The organism is Sphingomonas sp. SP1, assembly GCF_058313395.1.
Map to the genome: position 1 here is coordinate 1,314,217 of NZ_JBZFLC010000001.1, position 23,946 is coordinate 1,338,162.

The window sequence follows — 23,946 nt, forward strand, 5'->3', positions numbered from 1 at the left end:
CGTGGCGACCCGCTTCAAGTCAGAGCCGAACACAAGCTCGCAATTTCTCAACGATCGGTTCCAGCAGGCACTTGCGCACTGGAACCGGGATCGGCTCGCGCCGGCGTTCCCGGACGAAAATCCCGGTGCTCTGGAGCGCGATTTCAATTGGGCTCGGCTGGAACTGGGTTTCCTGGAAGAGGCCCGGTCGGAGGTGCGTGAGCAGGCGGCGATGGCGCCGACCGACCCGGACGGCTTCATCGCCTGGTTCGAGGACCTGGAGCCGAATGGCCCAGGCCAGCATGATCCGCTGTTCGAGTGGATCGAGCATCAGGCGTCCCTCGACGAACTGAAATGGTATCTGACGCAGGAAGCCGCCGGGGAGGCGGGCTTCGATGACCTTGTCGCATTGACGCAGGTCCGCATCCCCGATCGTGCCAAGCTGGAGTTGGCGCGCAACTATTGGGATGAGATGGGACGCGGCAATCCAAAGGGAATGCATGGCCCGATGTTGCATTATGTCGTGCAGACACTTGGGCTAGAGCCGAGCATCGAGTCGACGGTGTGGGAAAGCCTGGCGCTGGCCAACTCCATGACCGCGATGGCGACAAACCGGCGCTATGCCTGGCATTCGGTCGGCGCGCTTGGCGCGATCGAGCTCACGGCGCCCGCCCGTTCGGCGGCGACCGGTCGGGGCATGCGCCGGCTTGGCCTCGACGCGCCCACGCGCCGCTATTTCGACCTGCATGCCACACTCGACGTCAAGCACAGCGAGGAGTGGAACAAGGAGGCGATCTTGCCGCTGGTCACGGAGGATCCGCGACGCGCCACGGCAATGGCCGAAGGTGCGCTGATGCGGCTGACGGCCGGCAAGCGCTGCTTTGAGCGCTATCGCCGGGAACTCTGGGCCTAGCCAGCCGCCACCCACCCGCTAAAGCCCTCGCATGACCGAGGACCAACGCGCCGCGCTGGTCGCCCTGCTGCGTGAGCTGGACGACCTGGGATATGATTTCACCACTGTGACCCCGCAAACCCATGAACGGGTGCTGCAGCGTCGTAAGGGGGAGCAGGCCCGCGACCTCAGGGATGTGTTCGGGTGGAGCATGCCGTTCGCCGACGGGCTGCTACCCGGACCACTGCCGGAACTGATGCGCGACGCAGGCGTGCTGGAAGCAGAAGGCGGATCGTTGCGCAGCGCGGTGCGGGTATCGACCCTGGACGGGCGATTGTTCCTCCACTCGGCTTTCCCGACGGACCAGCAGCATAGCGTCTTCTTCGGGCCGGACACCTATCGGTTCATGCGCTTTGTCGAGGCCGAAGCGCCGGACGAGGTCCATCATCTGGTCGATCTTGGCACCGGCAGTGGCGCGGCGGGGATCAGCGCCGCGCTGATGCTGGAGCCCGAGCGAATCAGCCTGACCGACATAAACGCGAACGCGCTGGACATCGCGGCCGCGAACGCCGCCGCGGCCGGGATCACGGTCGCCCTAGTGAACGGCGGGCTGGAGGCGGTGGATGGCGAGGTCGACCTGATCATCGCCAATCCGCCTTATGTCGCCGACCCGCAGGGCCGGGCTTATCGTGACGGTGGCGACATGCTGGGCGCCCGCACGTCGCTCGACTGGGCAAGGGAGGGCGCGGCGCGCCTGGCGGAGGGCGGTACGATGCTGCTCTACACCGGCTCGCCCATCGTCAACGGCGAGGATGCGCTGCTGACGGCCCTGTCCGAAGCGATCGACGAGGCCGGTTGCACCCTGCGCTATGAAGAGCTGGATCCGGATGTGTTCGGCGAAGAACTGGACAACAGGGTTTACGCCGAAGCCGGGGTGGAGCGGATCGCCGCGGTCGGCGCCGTGATTTGCAAGGCGTAGGAACGCCGCCTATCCGTGGCCGCAATTCGCGGCTAAGGGCGGCCACATGCCCCACGATAATCTGCCCGCTGTGCTTGCGCAGGCCCTTGCCGCGCGTGGTTACGACACGCTGACCGAAGTTCAGAGCGCCGTGTCCGCTCCCGAAGCCGCCGGCCGCGACCTGGTGGTGTCCGCCCGGACCGGTTCGGGCAAGACCGTCGCCTTCGGACTGGCGTTCGCGGGCGAGCTGCTGGACGACGGCAAGCTGCCCTGGAGCCGCGAACCGCTGGCGCTGGTGATCGCCCCGACGCGCGAACTGGCGCTGCAGGTTTCGACCGAGCTGACCTGGCTGTATGCCGAGGCGAGCGCGCGGGTGGTGACCTGTGTCGGCGGCATGGACCCGCTGAAGGAGCGGCGCGCATTGCAGGGCGGCGCGCACATCGTGGTCGGAACGCCCGGCCGCCTGCGCGACCATCTGGAGCGGGGGGCGCTGGACCTGTCGGCGCTGAAGGCCGTGGTGCTGGACGAAGCGGACGAGATGCTGGACATGGGTTTCCGCGAAGAGCTGGAGGAAATCCTCGACGCGACCCCGGACGGGCGACGGACGCTGTTGTTTTCCGCCACCATGCCGCGGCCGATCGTGGCGCTGGCCAAGCGGTACCAGCGCGATGCCCTGCGGATCGAGACTATCGGCAATGCGCAGGGGCACGGCGACATCGCATACCAGGCGGTGGCGGTGGCGCCGCCGGATATCGAGCATGCGGTGGTGAACTTGCTCCGCTTCCACGACGCGGAGACGGCGATCCTGTTCTGCGCCACCCGCGAGGCGGTGCGGCGGTTGCACGGCAGCCTGACCGAGCGCGGGTTCGAGGCGGTGGCCCTGTCGGGCGAGCATGCGCAGAACGAGCGCAACCGCGCGCTGCAGGCGCTGCGCGACGGCAAGTCGCGGGTGCTGGTCGCGACGGACGTTGCCGCACGCGGCATCGACCTGCCGTCGGTCAGCCTGGTGATCCACGTCGAACTGCCCCGCGACGCGGAGGCGCTGCAGCATCGCAGCGGCCGGACCGGGCGGGCCGGACGCAAGGGCACGGCGGTGCTGATCGTGCCCAACATGCGTCGGCGGCGGGTCGACATGATGCTGAAGGGCGCGCGCATCCCGGTCGAGTGGATCGCGCCGCCAAGCGCCGAGGAGATCAAGAGCCGGGACCGGGAGCGGATGCTGGACAAGCTCCGCGCGCCGGTCGAGGTCGAGGAGGAGGAGCGGGCCCTGGCCACGCAGCTGCTGACCGAACTGGGTCCGGACGCGGTGGCGGCCGCGCTGGTCAAGGCCCTGGCGACCAAGCTGCCCGCGCCGGAGGACATTCTGGGTGACAGCGCCGAGGGCGAACCACGGACCCGCGCCGGGTTCGAGGGGTCGAGCTGGTTCAAGATCAATGCCGGGCGGCGGCACGGGGCCGACCCGCGCTGGCTGCTGCCGCTGATCTGCCGCATCGGCCATGTGGTGCGCAATGACATCGGCGCGATCCGCATGGCAGCTAATGAGACCTATTTCGAGGTGAGCGCCAAGTCGGTGCCCAACTTCGTGAAATCGCTGCGCCGCAATTCGGCGGCGATGGCCCAGGACGGCATCCTGGTGGAGCCGAGCACCTCTCCCACCGAGCATATCGCGGCCGGCGGCGGACCGCCGCGCCCGCGGGGACCGAAGGGACCGCGCAAGGGCCCGCCGCGGCGATAAGGTGACGGGTACGTCCCGTCGATGTGCCGGTCACGGCAAATCGCTTCCAAAGCCTGGGAGGGTATCGCGGGCGTCGCGCATGCGGGCGCGTTCGGCGGGATCGCGGGTGGCGGGGATCAGCGCGGCGATCATCAGCCGCGTGAAAACGATGATGAGCGGGGGCAGCTCATACAAGACTATTGGTGATAGCCTTCTGGGGCAGATGGCTCGACAAGTCGGCTTAACCAAGCCGAAATTCCTTGAACTAGTTGACTGCACTCTGGATCAAGCTAGCTACGAAGGGTTGGCGTTTCCACCAAAGCCTCGTTCTTGAGCAAAGCTTAGAAAGCGAAGAATGCGTGAAGGCTGAACTCGCTGAACGAACGTCCGATTACCGGCATCGTCTAGGCCGGCGCAAACGTCCATCATGGGCGCGGCGGGCTCTAAGTGGACACTACACGAATAGCCGAGCCGCTCACCCCACACTCACAAAACTATCCAGCACGCGCTTCCGCCCCGCATGCTCGAAGTCGATCTCCAGCTTATTGCCTTCGATGATGGCGATGGTGCCGTAGCCGAACTTGCCGTGGAAGACGCGCTGCCCGAGGGCCAGGTCGGCGCGGCCTTTGTTGCCGAGGGAGACGGCGGAGGCTTTGGCTTCGATCGGCTGGGTGGTGTAGCGGCTTAGCTGCGGGCGGCCGGAACGGTCGTTCAGCTGCGCCCGGAAGCTTGCCGCCGCATCCGAATTTCCGAGGCCGGCGGCCCGCTGGTAGCCTGGACCTCTCGTGCTAGCGCGGTTGCTTGCGCCGGAGGCCAGATGCGCGAAGGGGTCTTCGCGTTCGCTCCACTGGGCGCGCCAGAGGCTCTCGCCGCCGGTCATGGTGGTTTCCTGTTCGATATGCTCGTCCGGCAGTTCGGCGACGAAGCGCGACGGGATGGAGCTGGTCCACTGGCCGTAGATGCGGCGGTTGGCGGCGTGGAGGATGGTGGCGCGGCGGCGGGCGCGGGTGATGGCGACATAGGCCAGGCGGCGCTCCTCCTCCAGGCTGGCGAGGCCGCCTTCGTCCAGTGATCGCTGTGAGGGGAAGACGCCTTCCTCCCAGCCCGCGAGGAAGACGATCGGGAACTCCAGCCCCTTGGCGGCGTGGATGGTCATCACCGTGACCTTTTCGCCGTCGCGGTTGGCGTCGTTGTCCATGACGAGGCTGACGTGCTCGAGGAAGGCGGAGAGGGATTCGTATTCCTCCATCGCCCGAGCAAGCTCGGTGAGGTTTTCGAGCCGGCCGGCGGCTTCGGCGGAGCGCTCGGCCTGGAGCATGGCGGTGTAGCCGGACTCTTCCAGGATGATTTTGGCGAGCTCGGCGTGGGGGGCGGAGCGGTTGCCCTTGGTGAGTTCGGCGGCTGCCGCGAAGACGCCGCTGCTGCTCCCCCTTGGGGGAGCTGTCGGCGCAGCCGACTGAGGGGGTACCCCTCCGTCAGCGCTACGCGCTGCCACCTCCCCCAAGGGAGAGGAGCTGTTTAGGTGCATCTCCCGCCAGCGGGCCAAATCGCCGACGAAGCGGCCGAGGCTGCGCCGTGCCTGGGGGGTGAGCTCGTCGCTGTCGAGCATCTGCGCGGCGGCGAGCAGCAGGGGTTGGCGTGTGGCGCGGGCGGCGGCGTGGATGCGCTGGACCGCCTTGTCGCCAAGCCCGCGCTTGGGGGTATTGACGATGCGTTCGAAGGCGAGGTCGTCCGCCGGGCTTTGCACCAGTCGGAGGTAGGCGAGGGCGTCGCGGATCTCGGCGCGCTCGTAGAAGCGGAAACCGCCGACGATTTGGTAGGGGAGGCCGATGGCGATGAAGCGGTCTTCCAGCTCGCGGGTCTGGAACTGCGCGCGGACGAGGATAGCGATGTCGTTGAGGGAGCCGCCGTCCCGCTGATGCGCCTCGGCCTCGTCGCCGATGCGCCGAGCCTCCTCCGGGCCGTCCCACACGCCGACCACCTGGACCTTGTCGCCGACGTCGAGCTCCGTCCACAGCGTCTTGCCGAGGCGGCCGGAGTTGTTGGCGATGAGGCCGGAGGCGGCGCCGAGGATGTGGGGGGTGGAGCGGTAGTTCTGCTCCAGCCGGATCACCGTCGCGTTGGGGAAGTCCTGTTCGAAGCGGAGGATGTTGGCGACCTCCGCCCCGCGCCACGAGTAGATCGACTGGTCGTCGTCCCCGACGCAGCACAGGTTGCGGCGCGGTTCGGCCAGCAGCTTCAGCCATTCGTACTGGACGGCGTTGGTGTCCTGATATTCGTCCACCAGCAGATAGCGGAAGCGGTCGCGATATTGCTCCAGCACGTCCGGATGCTTGCGGAATATGGTGAGCATGTGGAGCAGGAGGTCGCCGAAGTCGCAGGCGTTGAGGGTGCGGAGGCGGTCCTGATACTGCTGGTAGAGTTCGCCCCCGCGGCCGTTGGCGAAGGCTTCGCTCTCGCCCACGTCGATGTGCTCGGGCGTCCAGCCCTTATTCTTCCAGCGGTCGATGCAGCCCATCAGCTGACGGGCCGGCCAGCGCTTCTCGTCGAGGTCGGCCGCGGCGATCAGCTGCTTCAAGAGCCGCAGCTGATCGTCGGTGTCGAGGATGGTGAAGCTCGACTGCAGCCCGGCGAGCTCGGCGTGGATGCGAAGCATTTTGGCGGCGACGGAGTGAAAGGTGCCGAGCCAGGGCATGCCTTCCACCGCGCCGCCGGTGATGTGCGCGATCCGCTCCTTCATCTCGCGCGCGGCCTTGTTGGTGAAGGTGACGGCGAGGATCTGGCTGGGCCAGGCGCGGCGGGTGGCGAGCAGGTGCGCAAGCCGGGCGGTGAGCGCGGCCGTCTTGCCGGTGCCCGCCCCGGCGAGGACGAGGACCGGGCCTTCGGTCGTGAGCACGGCCTGGCGCTGCGGCTCGTTCAAGCCTTGCAGATAGGCGGGGTCGGCGGTGGGGGCGGGGACTTCGGACACGATTCGGGAGGTAGGCTGAGGAGAACGAAACGGCAACCGCGAGGGAGGTTGCGGAAGCGGAACAGTTATGCGTCATATCCCCGTTATCCACAGACGAGCCGAGAAAGATTTCGCTTTGCGCGACTCACTTTTGAGCGCACCTTGCATGGGTGATCGGGAGCAGACGCCCCGGCCGGAACACGCCGAAAGGCAGACGCTGGCAGGAACGACAAGCATCCGATCTCCGCCGGCAAGGCGACGGAATGAACATGTGGTCAGTTCAGCGACGGCTTCCCCAGGATGTCGTGGCCAGAAGGCCCGGGAACATCCGGAGCATGGTCGGCAAGAGGCGCCGGAAGAGATGATCTTCCTCGCCAGGCAAGTCGGAAGGTCCGCAAGGATCGTCAGGACGGCACGGTGAGCGATCGTCCCAAGAAGGGCCGCGGAACGAAAGGTTAGGTCGAACGGGTGACGAGCCCGGGATGACCGGGTCGAAGGACCGGCAAGTGAAGGCATGCCGCTCGAAAGAGCAGCGCTGGATCGGCCGGAACCGGAGACAGCCGAAGCGAAGCCTGGACGTCGCAAGACGGAAGGGCTGCTCACAAGCCCCTCGGGGCGGAAACGAATTCCGGTAAGGAGGAGCAATCCTCCATGGTCGGAAGACGGGGCGAGCGACGGCGGAACCGCTTGAGGATACCGGCACCCGCAAGGGACCGGAGGAGACAGGCGGGGAAAGGGTCCTTGATGAAAGGACATGGCTTTTCGACAACGCGACGCCTGAGCTGGTGCGCAAGGATCCGGACGAATGCCCCGCAAGGGTGCGATCGGCAAGGAACACCGGCAAATCCAACGCTCGGCGCAGTGGGGGCTGGCAGCAATGCCAGCCCCCATTTCGCATGTGCCAGTCTTGGCTGTGCGCTGAACGGGCGAGGGTTGCGCGCTCAGGAAGCGGCGAGCGCACTCCAAGCGCCGTGGTCAGCTGTCGAACAATTGCAGGTATCGCATGGCTGCGGTGTCAATGTCGTGCAGCCGCCACAAATCCTCCGTGTCGGCCGCTGCCGGCAATGGGCGGGCGAGCACCCGATCGATTGTACGGGCGAGATCCTGTGGGCGTGAGGACGCCACGACCTCGCCCCGCGCCGGCGAATTGACGATCTCGCGCATTGCCGGCGAACAGTACGTGGCAACGACCGGAGTTCCCTGGGAGAGGGCCTCGACCGCAACCGCCGGATAGCCTTCGAACTGCGAGGTAAGCAGGAAGGCCTGAGCGCTCCTCAGCCACGGCTTGATGTCGAGCATGCGGCCGGGAAAGAAGACGCGTTCGGTCAGGCCAAGGTCTTGCGCTTGTCGTTCGAGCGCCGCTTGCTCTGGCCCGCCACCGAGAATCGTTAACGTCATTACTGGATCGCGCAAATGCGACAGGGTCTGGATCGCCAGCGCGAAATCCTTGGCCGGATCCAGACGTCCCGCGGTCACAAGGCCGCTTCTGGGAACGCTGTCGCCGGTCGGACGATCGCGTTCGGGATCGAGGATGGGGTCGGGAATGACCTGGAGAGGCAGCCGTCCGAGAAGCCGCAGCGCTTCCTCGGCGAGCGCCGGAGACATGGCGATGACCGCATCCGCCTTGCGCAGATGCTTCCGCTTCACCCTGAGCGCGCCCCACCGCCGGAAGAAGGGACGGTCCGGTCGGTCGAGCTTGCTGCTGAGCTTGCAGACGATGAAGGGTTTCTCATCCCGGCGTTTGTGGGTGAAGCCGTCCAGGGCCGGAAAATAGAAATTCCCGGGAATGAACAATCCCTCAATGTCGCGTTGCCGGCAGATCTCGGCAGCGGCCTGCCCCAGCCGCAGCCGCGACCCTTCACCGCGCGGGATGGGTTGCGGCGGATGAATCAGGCTCACCCCGGGAGGGAGCGTCCGGTGCAGCGGATCGCCGGGGTTGCCGCAGATGAAGTTGACCTGCCGCCCCTGCTCGCCCCACAGCCTGGCCATTCGAAAAGCGACGAGCTCGGTGCCGCCCCCCGCAAAATCGTGCAGGAGAATTGCAAGCCTTTCGCGCCTCATTCCGCCCGGGCCGCAGTCGCGTGACCGCAGGCGGCTTCTGGCTCGCGACCGGGAAGGCCGGCGCGGCAATGTTCGAAAGGCCCGTACCCAAGCATTATTGCGCTCCCGATCCAGGTCGGAACCCTAGGCAAGGAAAGAATAGCGCGCCAGCTTGCAGGGAAGTTCCGATTGGGGGCAAGCTGGACCCTTGGCAGGGGGACAGGCGGCAATGAACAGACTGTTCGAACGGATCAGCGGGCGGGTCGCGGCGGCGGCGGGGCAACCGTGGGCCTTCGTGCTGGCCTTTACGATCATCCTGCTGTGGGCGCTGTCCGGCCCGATCTTCGGCTGGTCCGACACCTGGCAGCTGGTTATCAACACCGGCACCACGATCGTCACGTTCCTGATGGTGTTCCTGATCCAGAACGCGCAGAACCGCGATGCGTCCGCAATCCAGGCAAAGCTGGACGAGCTCATTCGCGCCAACAAGGCGGCGCGTAACGCCTTCATCGGGATCGAGCACCTGTCCGAACAGGAACTGGTCGGACTACGTGCCGTGCTGGAACGGCTGGCCGGCGACGAGCAAGCCCATCACCATGCCATCGAGCGGCTTATCGCACGGCGCTAGTTAATCCTTACCGCACGACGATCTGCGCTTTCATGCCGAGCCCCGAGTGGAGGAACTTGCTGCAATGCACCCGATAGGTGCCGGCAGCGGGAACCAGGTCCACGACCGTCGTCTGTTCGGCGCCGAGTGTGATTTTGCCGCCCGGGGCACTGCCGGAGAGCATGCGCGCCTTGGCGAAGAACTCCGGCGCGGTGAAGTCGTGGCTCTTGCCCGCGATGTTCCGGAACTGCAGCCGGACCGGTCGACCGGCGGTCAGCGTGAGCGGAGCCGGAGCGTAGGCGTAGCTGCTCATGACAACCGTGACGGTCGGTGGAGGGGTCGGCTGGGCCGATGTTGCAGCGCCGGAAATGACGAGTCCAGCCGCAAGGGCCGAATGAAGCCAGTTCATGTCTGAATTCCTTCCAACGAGGCGTCCTCATTGTAGCGTATTTCGCTTCAACAGGCTTCCGCCAAGGCGGGCTTCACGCAGGTGGCGGCGATCTGCGCCAGGTGGCGGATATCGGTGCCGCAACAGCCGCCGAGAACCGTGAGGCCGGGCAGGACTGCGCAAAGGTCGCGGTACAGACGGGCCAGGTCCTGCGGGTCGCCGATGTCGAGTTCGATTGCGTCATCCAGCTCGGCGTGACTGCACCGCGATGCGTTGGCGCGAATGCCGCGAATGCGTCGCGTCCAAGCCTCGCCGCTGGCCAGAACGTCGGCGAAATGGGTCGGGTGGGCGCAGTTCACCATGTAATAGACCGGGTAACCGCCGGTGGCCTCATCGACCTCGGCGATTGCGCCGGAAAGCGTGTCACCGGTCGGCAGCCGCCCGTCGGTTTCCACCGTGAAGGAGATCACGGCCGGAAGCTGAACCGAGCGGGCGGCGTTGGCGATCCCGATCGCTTCGGGCACGTTGGTCATGGTGATGGCCGAGATCATGTCCGGCCCGCCCGCGGCCAGTGCAGCGGCCTGCCGGTGGTGGTAGGCGAAGGCCTGCTCCGCCGTGGTGATTCGGCCGGGATCGTAGCCGTCTCCGCGTGGCCCGATGCAACCGCTGATCACGCTTGCCACGCCCAGCGGCCAATATTCGAGCCGAAGAGCATGAAGCAGCCGGATCGCCTCGGCGTTGCGCCCGTCCAGTTCCTGCGGGGTCAGCCCCAGGGCCTCGGCCCAATCCTGGCTTGCGCGCCACGTCGGGCTTTCCAGCACCAGGCCGGCGCCGTGGGTACGGGCGAGCTCAAGATACTCCCGAAAGTAGCGGTCGAGGGCCTGTCTGCCCGCTGCGCTTCCGAGCAGGTCGATGGCCGCAAAGAAGGGAAGCTCCATCTTGCGGTTGAAGATCATGTCGGTCTCGAGCCCGCCGTCGGTCAGGAAAATGCGGTTCAACTGCGGAAGATAGTTCATGATAAACCCTGCCCCTGCTGGAAGTTGGCCGATCGATTAGCCGCAGAGCAGCGGGCGCTGTATGACTTGGCTGCCGGAAGACTTGATCCAAACGCCGTGAGCGCGACCGCATGGTCACTGGACGCGGCGGATTTCGGGCGGCACGATGGACCGCCTGCTAGTTGCATCACGAGGTCCGTGCCCTTGTCCGTTTCGCTTGCTCTTGCGTTCGTGCCGGCCGCGCCGCCGCGGATCGTGCCTCCTGTCCGGCCCGTTCCGGTCATTACCGTGCCGCCCATCATCGACCAGCAGCCGCCAGCGGCGGAATTGTTCGGCCGCGCAGTCAAGCCGGTCGCGACCCAGCCGCTGCCGCGGCTGCTCTCGGCTAATGATTACCCGTCGGAGGCCTTGCGGCTGGGGCAGGAGGGGCTGACGGAGGTCGCCCTGACCATTGGCGAGGATGGGCGGGTAGAGCGTTGCAGCCTGATCAAGTCGAGCGGATCCACCGCGCTCGATGTCGCGACTTGCCGCATTCTGCGGACCCGGGCCCGCTTCGAACCGGCGCGTGATGCGAGCGGACGCGCGGTGACTTCGGCCGAGACGACCCGGATTCGCTGGGTCCTTCCACCCCAGCGCCGGGTACCGTTCGCACCGTGGCAAAGCGAAGTGACATTCGCGGTCGGCAGCGATCACCAGATCCGCTGTACTGAACAATTGACGCCGCCGGCGCCGCGCTTCGTCAACAGCTGCGAAAATCGAAGCATTCAGAACATCGCGCGGATGCTGGCTTGGCGAGAGCGTGAGAATGCGGAAGAAGTCACCATCCGATCCTACGCCCGGATGGTGCCGGGCGCCCCGTCCGCCAACCGCTCGATCATCGGCGAAAAGCTGGGTCACCTGTCGGCCGAGCTGCAGGTCGGCGCGGACGGAAGCTTGACCGGTTGCACAATGCGCGACTCGCTACAACCGGGACCAGCGGTGACTCCGCCAGACTGCAAGCGATTGTTTCCCGGACCTTATTCGGTCGCGGCAGCGGACGACGGCGACGCGGCCGGCCCCCGAACCGCATTCATCGAGTTGATTCTGACCCGGGTGACACGATAGCGAAAGGGCGACGGGATTGCTCCCGCCGCCCTTCCTCGGCACGCCCTGGGGAAGCGTGACACCTTAATCGCGCATGCTGGCCGGAACGTTGCCGCCATGCTGGGCGAGTTGCTTCATGGTGGCCTGGTGCAGCCACATGTTCATCTCCGCGCTGCCGTCCAGTTCGCCGGTATAGCCCAGCTCACGCGCCAGCTCCTTGCGATTGTCGAGGCTGGAATCGATGCCGAGCAGCTTCATCAGATCGACGATCGACGTCTTGTAGTTGAGGTCCGGGTTCCCCTTCTCACTGGCGATGCGGGCGAGCGTCTGGTCGACATCCACCGGCTGCTGCTGCCCCTGCGGCTGGGGCTGGGGCGAAGTGCCGGCCTGCTGTCCGACCGATGAGGTCTGGCCGGGCTGCTGCCCGTGCTGAAGCGTCGGACCGCCGGCCATTCCGGCGGGAATCTGGGGCCGATTGCCAGGACCCGGATCCTTGTGGCCGAAAATGGCGCCCTTGATCTTGTCGAAAATACCCACGGTTCAGGCCTCCAAACCGTGTTTGATATCACGCACCTTGTTGTGGCCTTCGCGTACCGACTGGTAGGCGCGTTCCACCACCGAGCGGCTTTCGGGTGCCAGATCGGCGTTGTTGAGCGCGGTTTCGAACTTCTCCTTGAGATAGTCCTCACCACGCTCGACCTCGTTGATGATCGCCTTGTCGTCGCGGCCGGTGATCGCGGCCTTCAGGTCGAGGAAGCTCTGGTGCGCGCTGCCCAGGAAGCTGCCATCGTCGGGCGGGTTGCCGCCCAGGCGCCGGACCTCGGCTCGCAGGTCTTCGGCCACCCGGCTGCGGTCATCGGCCATGCGGCGGAAGAGCTGCTGGAATTCGTTGTTGTGGGCATTCTCGGCCGCGTCGCGGTAACCGTTGATGCTGTCGATAAGGGTCGTGGTGAGCGTTTCGAGGACGCCGGTACCGTCATGAGCCATATGCTATCTCCCTGAAGATGAAAGTTACGGGGCACTAACGCGGGCGGGGCGCTCAAGGTTCGCGCGTGCCAAGAAACTTTTCGACCAAGCGGGCGATGGACCGGCCAGGTCCCCGCCGGTACTAACCGCCGGTCCAACCATTCAGGGGGAAACGATGTTCGGCGTATTGATGGCTTTCGCGTCCGTTACCTTGACCGCTGCGGAGCCTGCCGCGGCGAGAGCGCCCACGGGCAAATGGGTGGTGAACTTCGCCGACAGTCAATGTCTCGCCTCGCGGGAATTCGGAACGGCGGAGCGGCCGCTGACGCTTGCGATCAAGGCCCCCGTGCAGGGTGACGTGCTCCAACTGGCGGTCCTTAAGGAGAGCCGCGGGACGTTGTCGCCGCAACAGTTGAATGGCAGCATCCGGCTGAACGGCGGCGTGGCCAAGCCGACTACGGCGCTCGCGTTTTCCGGTGCCGAGGGCAAGCGCCGCATTACCCTGTTCAATCTCCCAAGCGCGGACGTGGCCGCCTGGGGGGATGGCGGCGCGCTGGAGATCCGTGCGGGCGACGGGCTGGAGGAAACGCTGACCGTGCGGGGGCTCACGCCGCTGCTAAAAGTGGTGCGGGAATGCGTCGCCGATCTCGGCCGACACTGGAATTATGCGGAGAAGGACGGACCGGCCACGGTCAAGACGGGGCCGAAAGCTGCCTTGGCAAGCTATTTCTCGTCGGACGACTATCCCCGTCCCGCCTTCCGTCAGGAGCAGGAGGGCACCGTCGTCATGGTGGTGCTGGTCAATGAACAGGGACGGGTGGCGGACTGCACGCTGGTTCAAACCAGCGGGATTGCCGCTCTGGATGCTCAGAGCTGTGCGATCGTGCAGCGACGGGCCAAATATATCCCGGCAGTCGGCCTCGACGGAAAGCCTGCCCGGGCCGTTGATACCGGGAAGATCCGCTGGCTCATGGGCGATTGAGCGGATGGCTGATCCAATGGTCTTGAAAGCCGTTGAACGATGATGCCATCTTGCCGGCTCGGGCGACGGCAGCCATGCCGGCTTGATCGATGATCCGGCTGCTTGCCCTTTCAAGAAAGTTTCAATGACCGATCATCAGCCCAGCGGCCGCATCTCCACCGGCCGGACCTCCCCCTGGCCGATCCTGCTGGCGCTGATCGCCGGGCTGCCGCTGGGAATCCTGTCCATTCGTGCCGGCGACGGTCTGCGCGAGCCGCTGGTGCAGGTTGCCAACCTGGTCGGCGGGCTGTGGCTCGATGCGCTGAAGATGACGGTCATTCCGCTGATCGTCGCGCTGCTGGTGAACGGGATCTGCGGCAGCGCCGAGGCTGCGCGGGCCGGCGGGATCGCGGCGCGAGCGGTGCTGTGGTTCCTGGCCTTCTATATCTTTTCGGCGGTGTTCGGAGGGGTGGGCATGACGGCGCTGGTGGCGCTGTTCCCATTGCCGCCGGCGGGTGCCGAAGCGCTCCGGGCCGGACTCGCGGGCGTCGATCAGTCGGTCACCCAGGGGGCCGTGCCGGGCTTTGCCGACTTCTTCCGGTCGATCATCCCGGCCAACCCCATCGCGGCGGCGGCGGAGGACCAGATCCTACCGCTGGTCTTTTTCACCGTTATCTTCGCCTTTGCATTGTCACGGATCGATCAGGCCAAGCGCAACGTCGCGCTCGCCTTTTTCGAGGCCGTGGCCGACGCGCTTCTGATCGTGATCGGCTGGGTGCTGTGGGTCGCGCCCGTCGGCGTGCTGGCATTGAGCTTCGCCGTCGGCGCGGGCGCAGGCGGCGCGGCGCTAGGTGCGGTCGCGCATTATGTGGTTCTGATCTCGCTGCTGGGCGTGGGCATCACGCTGGTCGCCTACCTCATTGCGCTGGCGGTCGCCCGGTTCCGGCCGGTGGCCTTCCTGCGGGCAATGGCGGGACCATCGGCGGTGGCGATCTCCACCCGCTCGTCGCTTGCCTCGTTGCCGGCCATGCTGAAGGCGGCCGACCGGCTGGGCGTGGACGAGGGCAAGGCCAATGTGTTGCTGCCGATGGCGGTGGCGCTGTTCCGGGCCACCGGTCCTGCCATGAACGTCGGCGTCGCGATGTACGTCGCGCACTGGCTGGGCGTGGAGGTCAGCCCGTGGAACTTTGCCGCGGGCGTTGCGGTCGCGACGATGGCCTCAATCGGAGCGGTCAGCCTGCCGGGGCAGGTCAGCTTTGTCACGTCGATTGGTCCGATCAGCCTAGCAATGGGCATCCCGCTCGAGCCACTGGCGCTGCTGATCGCGCTGGAGACGATTCCCGACATCTTCCGCACGCTGGGCAATGTCACCGCCGACGTTGCGGTGACCGGGGCGGTCGCGAGGCAGGAAGGCGACACGCTGACCGACGACGCGGAAGACGAGCTAAGCCAGCCCGCCTGAGGCGGTCGTCGTTCGTCGATTGGTAATCTCCTGCCCGCGCTTCGTCGGCTCACCGAGCATTGCGCAGCGCCGGTCGATACCGCCACGACGAACGCTGCCTCGGCTCCTAACAGGAAGGGGCGGCGCGAGGGCAGGACCTTCTTCTCCCGATGACGAAGGGCTCGCGCCGCAACCCCTCACCAATATGAAGTCGCCGCCGCCGGTCGCCTCCCCAGGGCCGGCGGCCCCTGCCGGCCCAGGCAAGCGTCCAGCGGCCCCTGCCGGACACGAATACAGGCAGCCTCCAGCTCCTTAGTGGGGCCGGTAGACATGACGCGGGCGATCAGCGGCCGGCGATGACCCTGACGTTTTCGGCGTAGAGCCGGCCGACGGGCTGTTCGGTGCCGTCGGACAGGCGCGCGATCCAGCGGCCCGAGGGGTTGCGTTGAAAGCCGGCAATGAAGTCGCGGCGAACGATGGCGGATCGGTGCAGCCGGACGAAAACCGCCGGATCAAGGCCTTCCTCCAGCGCGCTCATACTGTGGTGGATGAGCCAGCTGCGCGGGCCGACATGCAGGCGCATATAGTCACGCTCGGCCGATATCCGGTCGATGTCACGGGTAGCGATGCGAACCAGGCCGGTGATGTCTGACGCCCAGAATTCTTCCAGGAAGCGGCCGGTCGAGAGCGGTTGCGCGGGCTCGGCCGCTCCGCCTTCGTTGCGGCGATCGAGGTGGGCGCGGGTCCGCGCCAAGGCAAGGTCGAGCCTGGCGGGGTCGACCGGCTTCATCAGATAATCGACGGCTGCCACTTCGAAGGCGGCGACTGCGAATTGGTCGAAGGCGGTCACGAACACGACGGCGGGAGGGGTGGAGCGGCCCGACAGCGCCTTGGCGACATCGATCCCGTCGAGGCCGGGCATGGCAATGTCCAGCAAAAGGAGGTCTGGCGCCAGCGCCTCCGCCATGCGCACGGCGGCTTCGCCGTCCGACGCGGTCCCGACCAGGTCGACGCCAGGAACCCTGGCCAGCAGCAATTGAAGCCGCTCGGTCGCGAGCGGCTCGTCGTCGACGACAAGGACCTTTAAGGCTGGCTCACTCATCTGGACGGCTGGGATCGCGATCAAGGGGCAGGGTCATGAGTACACGATAGCCGCCGTCGTGGAGCGGACCGAAACTGCACCGTGCGGCGCGTCCGTAGCGGGCGTCGAGGCGCTGGCAAACATTGGTCAGGCCAACGCCGGTGCTTGCGGGATGCTGGTGCCGCGGCGCCTTCAAGGCAACGCCGCCGCGGTTGGTCACTTCCAGCTCCAGCACGTTCGACTGCGATTCGCGCGCGGCGATCCGCAGCGTCACCTTGTCCTTGGTCGCCGACACGCCGTATTTGATCGCATTCTCAACCACTGGCTGCAGGATCAGCGCCGGCAGCCGGGCCGAAGCGACCTCCGCCGGGACGTCGATCTCGACCTTCAGCCGGCGAGGAAAGCGGGTTTTCTCGATATCGAGATACAGGCGCTGCAGCTCGATTTCCTCGGCCAGCGTGACGTCGGCATTGGGATCGAGCGACAGGCTGGTGCGAAAAAAGGTCGACAGCTTCAGGATCATGGTTTCCGCTTCCTGCGGCCGGCCCGTCATCACCAGTGAGGACAGGCTGTTGAGCGTATTGAACAGGAAGTGCGGATTGACCTGATAACGGAGCGCCCGCACCTGCGCGGCCTGCGCGGCGCTTTCGGCCAGCGCGGCGCGGCGCTGAAGGGCCAGCGCGCGGCTCTGGCTCACGGTGGCGAGATAGACCGCGCTCCATGCGACGAAGAAGAACAGCCAGACCACCGTGGTGTCCGCCGCCAGCCGGAACTGATCCCACTGCTTGAGCTCGCTCATTTTGGGCATGGTCAAAATGACGGGATCGGCGGCGCTTTTCTCGATCCGGATCTGGTCGCCCTTCTGCACGACCACGAACCCTTCGCGCGCCTGGAAGCGGAACTCTTCCTTGCTGGACCGCATCTGACCCTCGGCCGCGATGAGCGTGGACGCCAGCGCCACGGCGGCGAAGATCGACGCCAGTCCGGCAACCATCGCCTGCCGGCGCAAATTGCTGCCGGGCGCGAACAGCTTGATCGCCAGATAGATGACGCAGGTCAGCAGGGAACCGGCCGTGAGCGTCAGCACCTTGTTCTGCAGCACCGTCACGGGATCGTTGCCGAGGAAGGCGCGCGCCACCACCGTCAGCGCATAGCCGACCCAGAAACCGAGGATAATCTTGGCCGCCAGCCGCCAGTCGGCGAAACGCCGCGGGTCGGTCGAAGCCCTGCCGTCCAGCATGGCCTCCGCATCGGGAAGCATATTCATCGGTCGGTGACTTTGCGCGGAGGTGCCGCGAAGCGCAACGGAGGGGCGGGCGGCTGGCAGAAGCAGGAAGGCCGCCTGTCGAAAGCAGCCAGATCGGAACGCGCCGCGCGGCCGTCCGTTACGGAGCCAAAAGGAGAATGATCGTGGAAGACAGGAAGCTCGACGAGAATTGCCCGCCGCCGGTTTTGTCGGCCGACCCGGAGCATGAGCTGGAAAAGAAGCTGCGCAAGAACCCCCACGATCTCGACACCAAGGTCGATGTGGGCAGCGACGAATCCATGGACGCCTCCGACCCGCCGTCCTCGTCCCAGCCGGGGCAGAAGGACGAGCCGGTGGCCTCGTCCGGCTTTCCGGACTGAGGGTCGGGCCTGCTAACGCGCGGGCAAGGTGAAAAAGTCACCCGTTGCACGGCAGTCACAGGTGATGCGCATGCGACGAACCGTGCGCATCATCGCTTGCTGACAGGGAATCCCTCTGTTCAATTGTGAACGGGGGGTGGGATCTTGGTTAAGCAAGTTGCAACCGAGTTGGCCGCATGGTCCCGCCTGAAGGTAAAGGAGTCGGGATCATGACGACGCGGACCAGCCAGCCTGCCGGGGGCGCGCTGCTGCTGAGCGAGATCAAGGAGTTCGCCGCTTTTCCAAAGGCGACCCAGCGGTACCTGCGCCGCTCGCTCGACGTCGCCTACGGCCGCCGTGACGCGCTGGAATGCTGGGCAAGGGACGAGGGCGAGGCCGCTTCGATCCGGGCCCAGGGCCGGCTTTACAAGCAGCTCGACGCGCTGCGCCTCCAGGTGCCGGACGACAGCGGGCTGGACACGATCGAGCCCTTCATGGGCATATTGATTACCCTGACCGCGTTCGACCTTGGACAGGACCGCATCCCGAATTTCGCGGCCTATCGGTTCCTTTACGAGCGCTTGCTAGGCGCCGCGGCGCGCCCGTGGCTTCCCGCTGCCTTCTGCGCGGCCTCGGCCCTGCCGCACCTGCATCCTGACCGCCGCCGGAGCCTGCTCCAATCGATCAGCGAAAGCGCGGCGACCGCGCCTGGCTGGTCGAACCGCGAGCCGGTATTCTGGCCCGAATGGGTGGAAAAGGTGGACGTCGCCGCCGCGGCTTAAGCGGCCAGCGTTACCGACGGAAATATGCGGGCGAGCTCCATCAGGCTCGCCCGCGCGCTCTGGTACAGAATGAAAATGCCCCCGGCATTCTCCCACGCCCCGCGGTGGGTTGGGGTGTCGTCTATCAGCACGTCGCCGGGCTGCATGTATCGATACTTGTCGCGCGCCATGCAGGTGATGATCGGCGTGCCAGGAAAATGCTTGGCCGCCCATTCGACCTTCTGGGGCGCCGCCCAATTGCCTAGTGGCAAGCCGGTCAGGATCGTCGGGCGCAAATGCTCCACCGCATCGAACAATTCCATCGCATCCAGCAGCAGCGGCAGGTTCGCGTAGAAATCCCGTGCGGTCGCCAAGCGGCGCCAGAATTCCTTCCTCCCGTATCGTTCGATGAAGCGATGGGGAAGCATGCCGAGCAGCTGCTTTGCGCCCGTGTCGAAGTCGGCAAGCACGCCGTCGGCATCGAGGAAAAGATGGGGCATCAGAAACGCGCGGGCGTCAGCGTGATAGGCACGGGATGATCGAGCTCCCGCCAGCCGCGCTCCTTCAGCACATCGTTGCTTTCCTTTGCGCGCCGTCCAGCTGCCAGCGACCAGGTGATATGGTAGGTCGACCCGTCCGGCCGGTCGACGCTGCCGTCGATCGTTACGACCAGCGCTTCCACGCCGCGGCCGTCATCGGTTCGGCCGACAATCGCCGCGACCACTTCGCCGGGTAGATCGGTGCCGCCCGGTTTGAGCGTGACATGGTCGGCGACCGATTGATCATAGTTCGGCGGAAACTGCTCCAGCAGCCTCTCTCGCTCCGAGCGGTCGAGTTTCCAGCCTGTCGTTTGTCCGCTGTGAGGCATCGCCTCACAAATCGGCTTGACCCTCAAGGTTCCGCAGGAGGTCGCCCGCGAACTCGCTCAACGTGTCGTCACGCGCGCCTAGGATGGCGATGCGATCGCCTGCCCTTGCTTCGGAGAGCAGGCGGTCCGCGATCTCCGGACGGGCGGGGACATGCTCCGCCTTGCCACCCGCGGAGCGGACCGCATCGGCCAGCCAGTCGGAGCCGCGGGAGCGATCCACCGTCCCGCCTTGATAGACCGGATCGGAGAGGATCAGCAGGTCGCCGCCACGCAGGCCGGCGGCAAAGGTCCGCGCCAGCTCGTCACCCATCTTGGCCAACGGACCATATCCGTGCGGCTGGAAAAAGATCAGCAGACGGCCTTGATCGGCGGTCAGCGTGGCCAAGGTCGCGGCAATCTTGTCCGGGTTGTGCGCGAAATCGTCGATCACTTGCACGCCATTGCCGACCCCGACCGTTTCCAGCCGCCGCTTCAAGCCGGCGAACCGACCAAGCGCCGGCGCGGCTTCGGCCAGCGGGACGCCCAGGGCGCGGACGGCGGCGAGCGCGGCCAGCGCATTGGACGCGTTGTGGCGGCCGGGCACCGCCAGGCTGACCTCGTGACTGTCGCCGCCGGCGTGCACGGTGAAGGATGCGCCGTCCGCTCGTAGCTGAAGGTTGCGCCCCATGACTTCCGCGCCGGGACTGTCGAAGCCGTAGCCGACCGCGCCCCGCACCGCGTCGGCAATGGCGCGCGTTTCAGGATCGTCGAGGTTGACCACCGCCCTCTGAGCCCGCCCGGCGAAGGCCCCGAACAGGCTGCGCAATTCGTCCATTTCCTTATGGTCGAGGCTGATGTTGTTCAGCACCGCGACTTCGGGCCGGTACAGCGAGATGGAGCCATCGCTCTCGTCCACTTCGGACACGAACAGCTCCGGATCGCCGACCAGCGCCGACGCGAAGGGTGACGAAGGCGCGGCAAAATTCTTCATCACCGCGCCGTTCATCACGGTCGGCTGAAGATGGCAGGCATGAAGGATCCAGCCGATCATTCCCGTGACAGTGGACTTGCCCGACGTCCCGCCGACGGCAACGCTACGGTTGGCTGCGTTCAATAGTTGGGCGAGCAGCTGCGGTCGGGTGAGGTGCACCAGACCCAACTCGCGCGACCGCTGGACGTCCGGGATCGTTTCTTCGACGGCGGCCGAGGTGACCAGCGTCATGCCCTCGCCAAGCCCGCTGCCGTCCTGCGGAAAGAGCTGGATGCCGAGCGAGCGGAGATAGTCGAACTTGGCCGCGAGCCGCCCGGCGTCGAGGGCGCGGTCGGAGCCGGCCACCTTGGCGCCGGTCGCACGAACGATACAGGCGAGGGGCAGCATGCCGCTGCCGCCGATACCGCAGAAGAAGAAGCTGGATTGATTCATCGCCGCCGCCCTATTGGGTCCGGAGCACACAGGCAAACGGAGTAAGCATGCGGATTGCGGTGGTTGCGCCGAGTTGCCCGTTGAAGCGCGACGCGGCGGAAGCGGTAAAGGCGCTGGCTGCCGCGCGAAGCGGCGTCGACCTGGTGATCCATCCGCAATGCTTCGTTGAAGACGGTCATTTTGCAGGAAGCGACTCCGCGCGGCTCGCAGCGTTCCGTGAGGTCGCGGAGGACCCGTCGGTTGATGCCATATGGTTCGCACGCGGTGGCTATGGCTCCAACCGGATTGCGGAATTGGCGGCCCGGGACCTCCCGGCAACAGCCCTGAAGAAAACCTATCTCGGCTACAGCGACGGCGGCTTCCTGCTCGCCGCGCTGCACAAGGCCGGGGCCCGGGTCGCGCACGGCCCGATGCCCAGCGACGTGCTCCGCAGCGGCGGGGAAGGGGCTGCGTCCCGGGCGCTGGACTGGTTGGTGGACGACGCCGCGGACGCTCTCGAACCCGGACTGAATGGGCCAGCCTTCGCCTTCAACCTCGTCGTGCTGTCGAGCCTGTTGGGGACGCCGCTGGAGCCGGACTTCGCCGGGGCCGAGTTGCTGGTCGAGGAAGTGGACGAGGAGCATTACCGGCTCGACCGCTTCCTGTTTCATGTGACTTCGCAGGCTGCGTTGAAAGGACTTCGGCAAATCCGCCTCGGTCGTTGCGCGGTCAGGGAGAACGACCGGCCGTTCGGTTCCGATGAGGAAGCCATCGTCCGCGATTGGTGCGAACGGTCGGGCGTCCCCTTCGGCGGGCGCGCGGATATCGGTCACGACGCCGCCAACAAGGTCGTCCCGTTCCCTCTGCGCCGTTAAGTCCGATTCCCTCTGTAAGGGCCATTGCAAAGGCCGTCTGTTTGCGCTCTACCTCTCGGTCGGAACAACAGGAGGGCCTAATGGCAAAAGCATCGAGCGGGACTGGGCGTAAGGCAGGGGGCGGTCTCGCACGGCCAGTACAGCCGTCGCCGGACCTCGCCGCGATTGTGGGTAACGATCCGCTGCCGCGCAGCGAGGTGGTGTCGAAGGTTTGGGATCACATCCGCAAGAACAACCTTCAGAATCCGCAGAACAAGCGCGAAATCGTGGCTGACGACAAGCTGAAGAAGGTCTTCGGCACGGACCGCTGCACCATGTTCGAAATGAACAAGCACCTGTCCAAGCATCTGTCGTAAGCATCGTCCGACAGGGCTGAAACAGTTCGAGGAGGGACTCGCCGGGGCCGGCGGGTCCCTTTTTCGTTTGCAGACGCGTCGATTCGTCAGCGACAGACCGTCCAGCCGGCGCGGCCGCGGTTGGTGGTGTCGAGATGCAGATGGTCGCGGTGCGCCGCGTTATAGTCGGGCGAAAGAGTCGTGCTGAATAGGCGGCAGGCTCCGTCCCGGACCTCGCGCAGGAACAATGCCGAGGGATCTTCGCCCTCCCAGTCGCCCAGCACGGAAACCGTGCGTCCGTCGCTCAGGCGAAAGCCGAGGATATCGACGGCATCGGCGGTGGCGTGCTGGCTCCATGCGCCCTCGCCCCGGCCGTAGATGCGCCGACAGGAATAGCTCCCCGCATGGACGAAGCTTTGAACGGGCGCGCCAAGATGCTTTCGCGCCGCCGGCTGGACCACGCGCTCGTCCCATAACAGCAGCGCGGCCGCGACCGGGCAACTGGTGACGAGTCCGCTTGGGGAAAAGCCGGCGGTGCGAGCATTGCCGGGTCGCAGCAGCGTCCCGTCGCTATAGCCGCATTGCGCGCTTGGCTCACGGGAAGGGGCCGGCCGATCGCTCGCACCGGCTTGCTCCAACAAGGTCCGGCAGCGCGGCGCGTCATCGCCCAGGTTCGCGATCTTGGCGGCGGTGAAGCGGCCGATGGGCTGATCGAGCGTTAATTTGGTCCATGGCATTTCCTGCGGGTGACGGGACATCCAGCTGCGCGCCTCGATCAGCAGAACGGCGAGCGCGGAGAGGAGCAGGAACCAGAAAATTGAGCGACGCATGCGCGGCCCAACGCGCCAACCGGGATTCAGGCCCGGATCGCGTCGGTCAGGCGTTCGCGGGTCACAGGATAGCCAAGATGATCGGGAATGCGAAGCCAGCGCTCGCCGTCGGCGTCCTCGATCCAGGGGGTTACGGTCTCGATCGGGTGCGCGCGGGCATGCGCGACCGCTTCGTCGAAGGAGCCGAGCCGCGCCAGTCGCTCCAGATTGCGCACGGTCGGAAAGATCGCGCTGGCCTCGCCGGCGGCAATGCGGCGCAGGACCTCGGCGGCGGACGCCCATTCGGCGCTGTCGCACTCGCCGGGCTGCGGACGAAGCGGCCAATCGCTTGCCGGTGCACGGGCCAGGAAAAAGAGCGTGTCGAACCGGCGCGCTTGATGAAAGGCGGGCTTCCAGCGCGCAAAGGGAATTAGGGCCTCAAGGTCGAGGGTGAGTTCGTGACGCTGGAGTAGCTCGGTGAGGGGCGCGCCTGTGTGCAGCGCGTGCTGCAAGTCTGTTGCGGGGGTGGGGGAAAGAGCGACCGGCAGCCCGGTCTCCTCGATCGTCTCGCGGATCGCGGCCACGCGGGCGGCGTCCACCTCGTTGTTCGCGAGCGCGACGTCGGCATCGTCGATCCGCCCGCCGGGGAAAACCATCGCCCCGCCCGCGAAAGCCATCCGCTTGGTCCGGGTGACCATCAGCAGGTCCGGAGGACCGTCCGTCCGATCGCGCATGACGACCAGGGTCGCGGCGGGGATTGCTTGGTCGCTCATCGCTCGCCCGACCTAGGCGTCCGGGAAGCAAAGAAAAAGGCCGACCTCCGCGCGGGAGGCCGGCCTTTCCGCTTGCCACGAGGGCAGGAAGCTTACATCGCGTTGACGGCGGCGTTCGCTTCGGCCGGGCTGGCGGCGTTCACGTCGGCCTCGTCGATGGCCTCCTCGCGGCGATCGCCTTCGGCTTCGAGCGCGTCGGCCTGATTCTCCAGAGTCGCGGCAGCAGCGGCGTTGCCGGTGTTGTCGGCCATCATTTCCAGGTTGTCAGCGGCGGCTTCGTAGTTGTCGTTGACGTTGTCGCCGAGCGAATCGTCACCCTGGCCACCACAAGCCGCCAGCGCGAGCGAAGCGGCGCCAACCAGCGCGAAAGAAATCTTCTTCATGTGCTTTCCCCTTACGGTTCTCGTTGAGCGAACATTGAATATCCGCTTGGTCCGTCCAAACGCGAGTGCTTTCGGTTCGGTTCCGTCACGCTTTGTGACGGGTC

26 protein-coding genes are annotated in these 23,946 nt (G+C 66.2%); 11 read left to right on the forward strand and 15 right to left on the reverse strand.

What is annotated here, in order from left to right; genetic code table 11:
• Position 1 precedes the first annotated feature (1 nt).
• Genes AC4GYS_RS06600 through AC4GYS_RS06610 form a run of 3 tightly spaced genes read left to right on the forward strand, consistent with a single transcriptional unit; the run spans position 2 to position 3,564 of the window.
• Entirely contained in the window at positions 2–892 is an 891-nt protein-coding gene (locus AC4GYS_RS06600; protein ID WP_491108294.1) for an iron-containing redox enzyme family protein, read from the forward strand.
• Positions 893–923: 31 nt separating this feature from the next.
• Positions 924–1,850 (forward strand): methyltransferase, encoded by a 927-nt coding sequence (locus AC4GYS_RS06605; protein WP_491108295.1) that lies wholly within the window; start codon positions 924–926, stop codon positions 1,848–1,850.
• A 46-nt stretch (positions 1,851–1,896) separates the two neighbouring features.
• Positions 1,897–3,564, forward strand: a complete 1,668-nt coding sequence (locus tag AC4GYS_RS06610; RefSeq protein WP_491108296.1) for a DEAD/DEAH box helicase — start codon at positions 1,897–1,899, stop codon at positions 3,562–3,564.
• Between the two features lie 30 nt (positions 3,565–3,594).
• On the opposite strand, the gene AC4GYS_RS06615 is transcribed toward AC4GYS_RS06610, so the two are convergent.
• From AC4GYS_RS06615 to AC4GYS_RS06625, 3 genes are all read right to left on the reverse strand, one after another.
• On the reverse strand, positions 3,595–3,738 hold the full coding sequence (locus AC4GYS_RS06615) for a hypothetical protein (protein ID WP_491108297.1): 144 nt from the start codon (positions 3,736–3,738) through the stop codon (positions 3,595–3,597).
• 280 nt (positions 3,739–4,018) lie between these two features.
• Positions 4,019–6,511 carry an ATP-dependent helicase gene (locus AC4GYS_RS06620; RefSeq protein WP_491108298.1) on the reverse strand — a complete coding sequence of 831 codons (2,493 nt, stop codon included), beginning with the start codon at positions 6,509–6,511 and terminating at the stop codon, positions 4,019–4,021.
• Between the two features lie 954 nt (positions 6,512–7,465).
• Positions 7,466–8,551, reverse strand: a complete 1,086-nt coding sequence (locus tag AC4GYS_RS06625) for a glycosyltransferase (RefSeq protein WP_491108299.1) — start codon at positions 8,549–8,551, stop codon at positions 7,466–7,468.
• 208 nt (positions 8,552–8,759) lie between these two features.
• On the opposite strand from AC4GYS_RS06625, the gene AC4GYS_RS06630 reads away from it, so the two are divergent.
• Positions 8,760–9,158 (forward strand): low affinity iron permease family protein, encoded by a 399-nt coding sequence (locus AC4GYS_RS06630; protein WP_491108300.1) that lies wholly within the window; start codon positions 8,760–8,762, stop codon positions 9,156–9,158.
• Positions 9,159–9,165: 7 nt separating this feature from the next.
• On the opposite strand, the gene AC4GYS_RS06635 is transcribed toward AC4GYS_RS06630, so the two are convergent.
• Positions 9,166–9,546, reverse strand: a complete 381-nt coding sequence (locus AC4GYS_RS06635; RefSeq protein ID WP_491108301.1) for a cupredoxin domain-containing protein — start codon at positions 9,544–9,546, stop codon at positions 9,166–9,168.
• A gap of 47 nt (positions 9,547–9,593) precedes the next feature.
• Positions 9,594–10,541 (reverse strand): homocysteine S-methyltransferase family protein, encoded by a 948-nt coding sequence (locus tag AC4GYS_RS06640; protein WP_491108302.1) that lies wholly within the window; start codon positions 10,539–10,541, stop codon positions 9,594–9,596.
• Between the two features lie 210 nt (positions 10,542–10,751).
• Here AC4GYS_RS06640 and AC4GYS_RS06645 point away from each other — a divergent pair, with 210 nt between their 5' ends.
• Positions 10,752–11,624 (forward strand): energy transducer TonB, encoded by an 873-nt coding sequence (locus AC4GYS_RS06645; protein WP_491108303.1) that lies wholly within the window; start codon positions 10,752–10,754, stop codon positions 11,622–11,624.
• A gap of 63 nt (positions 11,625–11,687) precedes the next feature.
• On the opposite strand, the gene AC4GYS_RS06650 is transcribed toward AC4GYS_RS06645, so the two are convergent.
• Both AC4GYS_RS06650 and AC4GYS_RS06655 read right to left on the reverse strand, forming a co-directional pair.
• Entirely contained in the window at positions 11,688–12,140 is a 453-nt protein-coding gene (locus tag AC4GYS_RS06650) for a DUF3597 domain-containing protein (RefSeq protein WP_491108304.1), read from the reverse strand.
• Between the two features lie 3 nt (positions 12,141–12,143).
• Positions 12,144–12,590 (reverse strand): ferritin-like domain-containing protein, encoded by a 447-nt coding sequence (locus tag AC4GYS_RS06655; RefSeq protein ID WP_491108305.1) that lies wholly within the window; start codon positions 12,588–12,590, stop codon positions 12,144–12,146.
• A gap of 154 nt (positions 12,591–12,744) precedes the next feature.
• Between AC4GYS_RS06655 and AC4GYS_RS06660 the strand changes: the two genes are divergently transcribed.
• Together AC4GYS_RS06660 and AC4GYS_RS06665 are read left to right on the forward strand one after the other, a co-directional pair.
• Positions 12,745–13,551, forward strand: coding sequence for an energy transducer TonB (locus AC4GYS_RS06660; RefSeq protein ID WP_491108306.1), 807 nt, complete (start codon positions 12,745–12,747; stop codon positions 13,549–13,551).
• Between the two features lie 124 nt (positions 13,552–13,675).
• Complete coding sequence (locus AC4GYS_RS06665; RefSeq protein WP_491108307.1) at positions 13,676–14,992, forward strand: dicarboxylate/amino acid:cation symporter; 1,317 nt, start codon at positions 13,676–13,678, stop codon at positions 14,990–14,992.
• Positions 14,993–15,314: 322 nt separating this feature from the next.
• On the opposite strand, the gene AC4GYS_RS06670 is transcribed toward AC4GYS_RS06665, so the two are convergent.
• Both AC4GYS_RS06670 and AC4GYS_RS06675 read right to left on the reverse strand, forming a co-directional pair.
• Positions 15,315–16,073: a LytR/AlgR family response regulator transcription factor gene (locus AC4GYS_RS06670; RefSeq protein ID WP_491108308.1), complete on the reverse strand. Its 759-nt coding sequence runs from the start codon at positions 16,071–16,073 to the stop codon at positions 15,315–15,317.
• A complete protein-coding gene (locus AC4GYS_RS06675) occupies positions 16,066–17,319 on the reverse strand; it encodes a sensor histidine kinase (protein ID WP_491108309.1) in 1,254 nt (417 codons plus the stop codon). Before AC4GYS_RS06675 ends, AC4GYS_RS06670 begins: the two co-directional genes overlap by 8 nt.
• Positions 17,320–17,462: 143 nt before the next feature.
• Here AC4GYS_RS06675 and AC4GYS_RS06680 point away from each other — a divergent pair, with 143 nt between their 5' ends.
• On the forward strand, positions 17,463–17,678 hold the full coding sequence (locus AC4GYS_RS06680; protein WP_491108310.1) for a hypothetical protein: 216 nt from the start codon (positions 17,463–17,465) through the stop codon (positions 17,676–17,678).
• Between the two features lie 209 nt (positions 17,679–17,887).
• Positions 17,888–18,439: a P-loop NTPase family protein gene (locus AC4GYS_RS06685; RefSeq protein ID WP_491108311.1), complete on the forward strand. Its 552-nt coding sequence runs from the start codon at positions 17,888–17,890 to the stop codon at positions 18,437–18,439.
• On the opposite strand, the gene AC4GYS_RS06690 is transcribed toward AC4GYS_RS06685, so the two are convergent.
• Genes AC4GYS_RS06690 through AC4GYS_RS06700 form a run of 3 tightly spaced genes read right to left on the reverse strand, consistent with a single transcriptional unit; the run spans position 18,436 to position 20,688 of the window.
• Positions 18,436–18,918, reverse strand: a complete 483-nt coding sequence (locus AC4GYS_RS06690) for a 5' nucleotidase, NT5C type (RefSeq protein WP_491108312.1) — start codon at positions 18,916–18,918, stop codon at positions 18,436–18,438. The genes AC4GYS_RS06685 and AC4GYS_RS06690 overlap by 4 nt on opposite strands.
• On the reverse strand, positions 18,918–19,286 hold the full coding sequence (locus AC4GYS_RS06695; RefSeq protein WP_491108313.1) for a hypothetical protein: 369 nt from the start codon (positions 19,284–19,286) through the stop codon (positions 18,918–18,920). Before AC4GYS_RS06695 ends, AC4GYS_RS06690 begins: the two co-directional genes overlap by 1 nt.
• 4 nt (positions 19,287–19,290) lie before the next feature.
• On the reverse strand, positions 19,291–20,688 hold the full coding sequence (locus AC4GYS_RS06700; protein ID WP_491108314.1) for a Mur ligase family protein: 1,398 nt from the start codon (positions 20,686–20,688) through the stop codon (positions 19,291–19,293).
• Positions 20,689–20,735: 47 nt separating this feature from the next.
• On the opposite strand from AC4GYS_RS06700, the gene AC4GYS_RS06705 reads away from it, so the two are divergent.
• On the forward strand, positions 20,736–21,542 hold the full coding sequence (locus AC4GYS_RS06705) for an LD-carboxypeptidase (protein WP_491108315.1): 807 nt from the start codon (positions 20,736–20,738) through the stop codon (positions 21,540–21,542).
• 80 nt (positions 21,543–21,622) lie between these two features.
• Positions 21,623–21,898, forward strand: a complete 276-nt coding sequence (locus AC4GYS_RS06710) for an SWIB/MDM2 domain-containing protein (RefSeq protein ID WP_491108316.1) — start codon at positions 21,623–21,625, stop codon at positions 21,896–21,898.
• Positions 21,899–21,984: 86 nt separating this feature from the next.
• On the opposite strand, the gene AC4GYS_RS06715 is transcribed toward AC4GYS_RS06710, so the two are convergent.
• From AC4GYS_RS06715 to AC4GYS_RS06725, 3 genes are all read right to left on the reverse strand, one after another.
• Positions 21,985–22,707: an extensin-like domain-containing protein gene (locus tag AC4GYS_RS06715; RefSeq protein ID WP_491108317.1), complete on the reverse strand. Its 723-nt coding sequence runs from the start codon at positions 22,705–22,707 to the stop codon at positions 21,985–21,987.
• Between the two features lie 26 nt (positions 22,708–22,733).
• On the reverse strand, positions 22,734–23,459 hold the full coding sequence (locus tag AC4GYS_RS06720; protein WP_491108318.1) for an NUDIX domain-containing protein: 726 nt from the start codon (positions 23,457–23,459) through the stop codon (positions 22,734–22,736).
• Positions 23,460–23,551: 92 nt separating this feature from the next.
• The gene (locus AC4GYS_RS06725) at positions 23,552–23,842 is read right to left on the reverse strand and encodes a hypothetical protein (protein ID WP_491108319.1); all 291 of its coding nucleotides are present in this window, start codon (positions 23,840–23,842) and stop codon (positions 23,552–23,554) included.
• Positions 23,843–23,946: the final 104 nt, after the last annotated feature.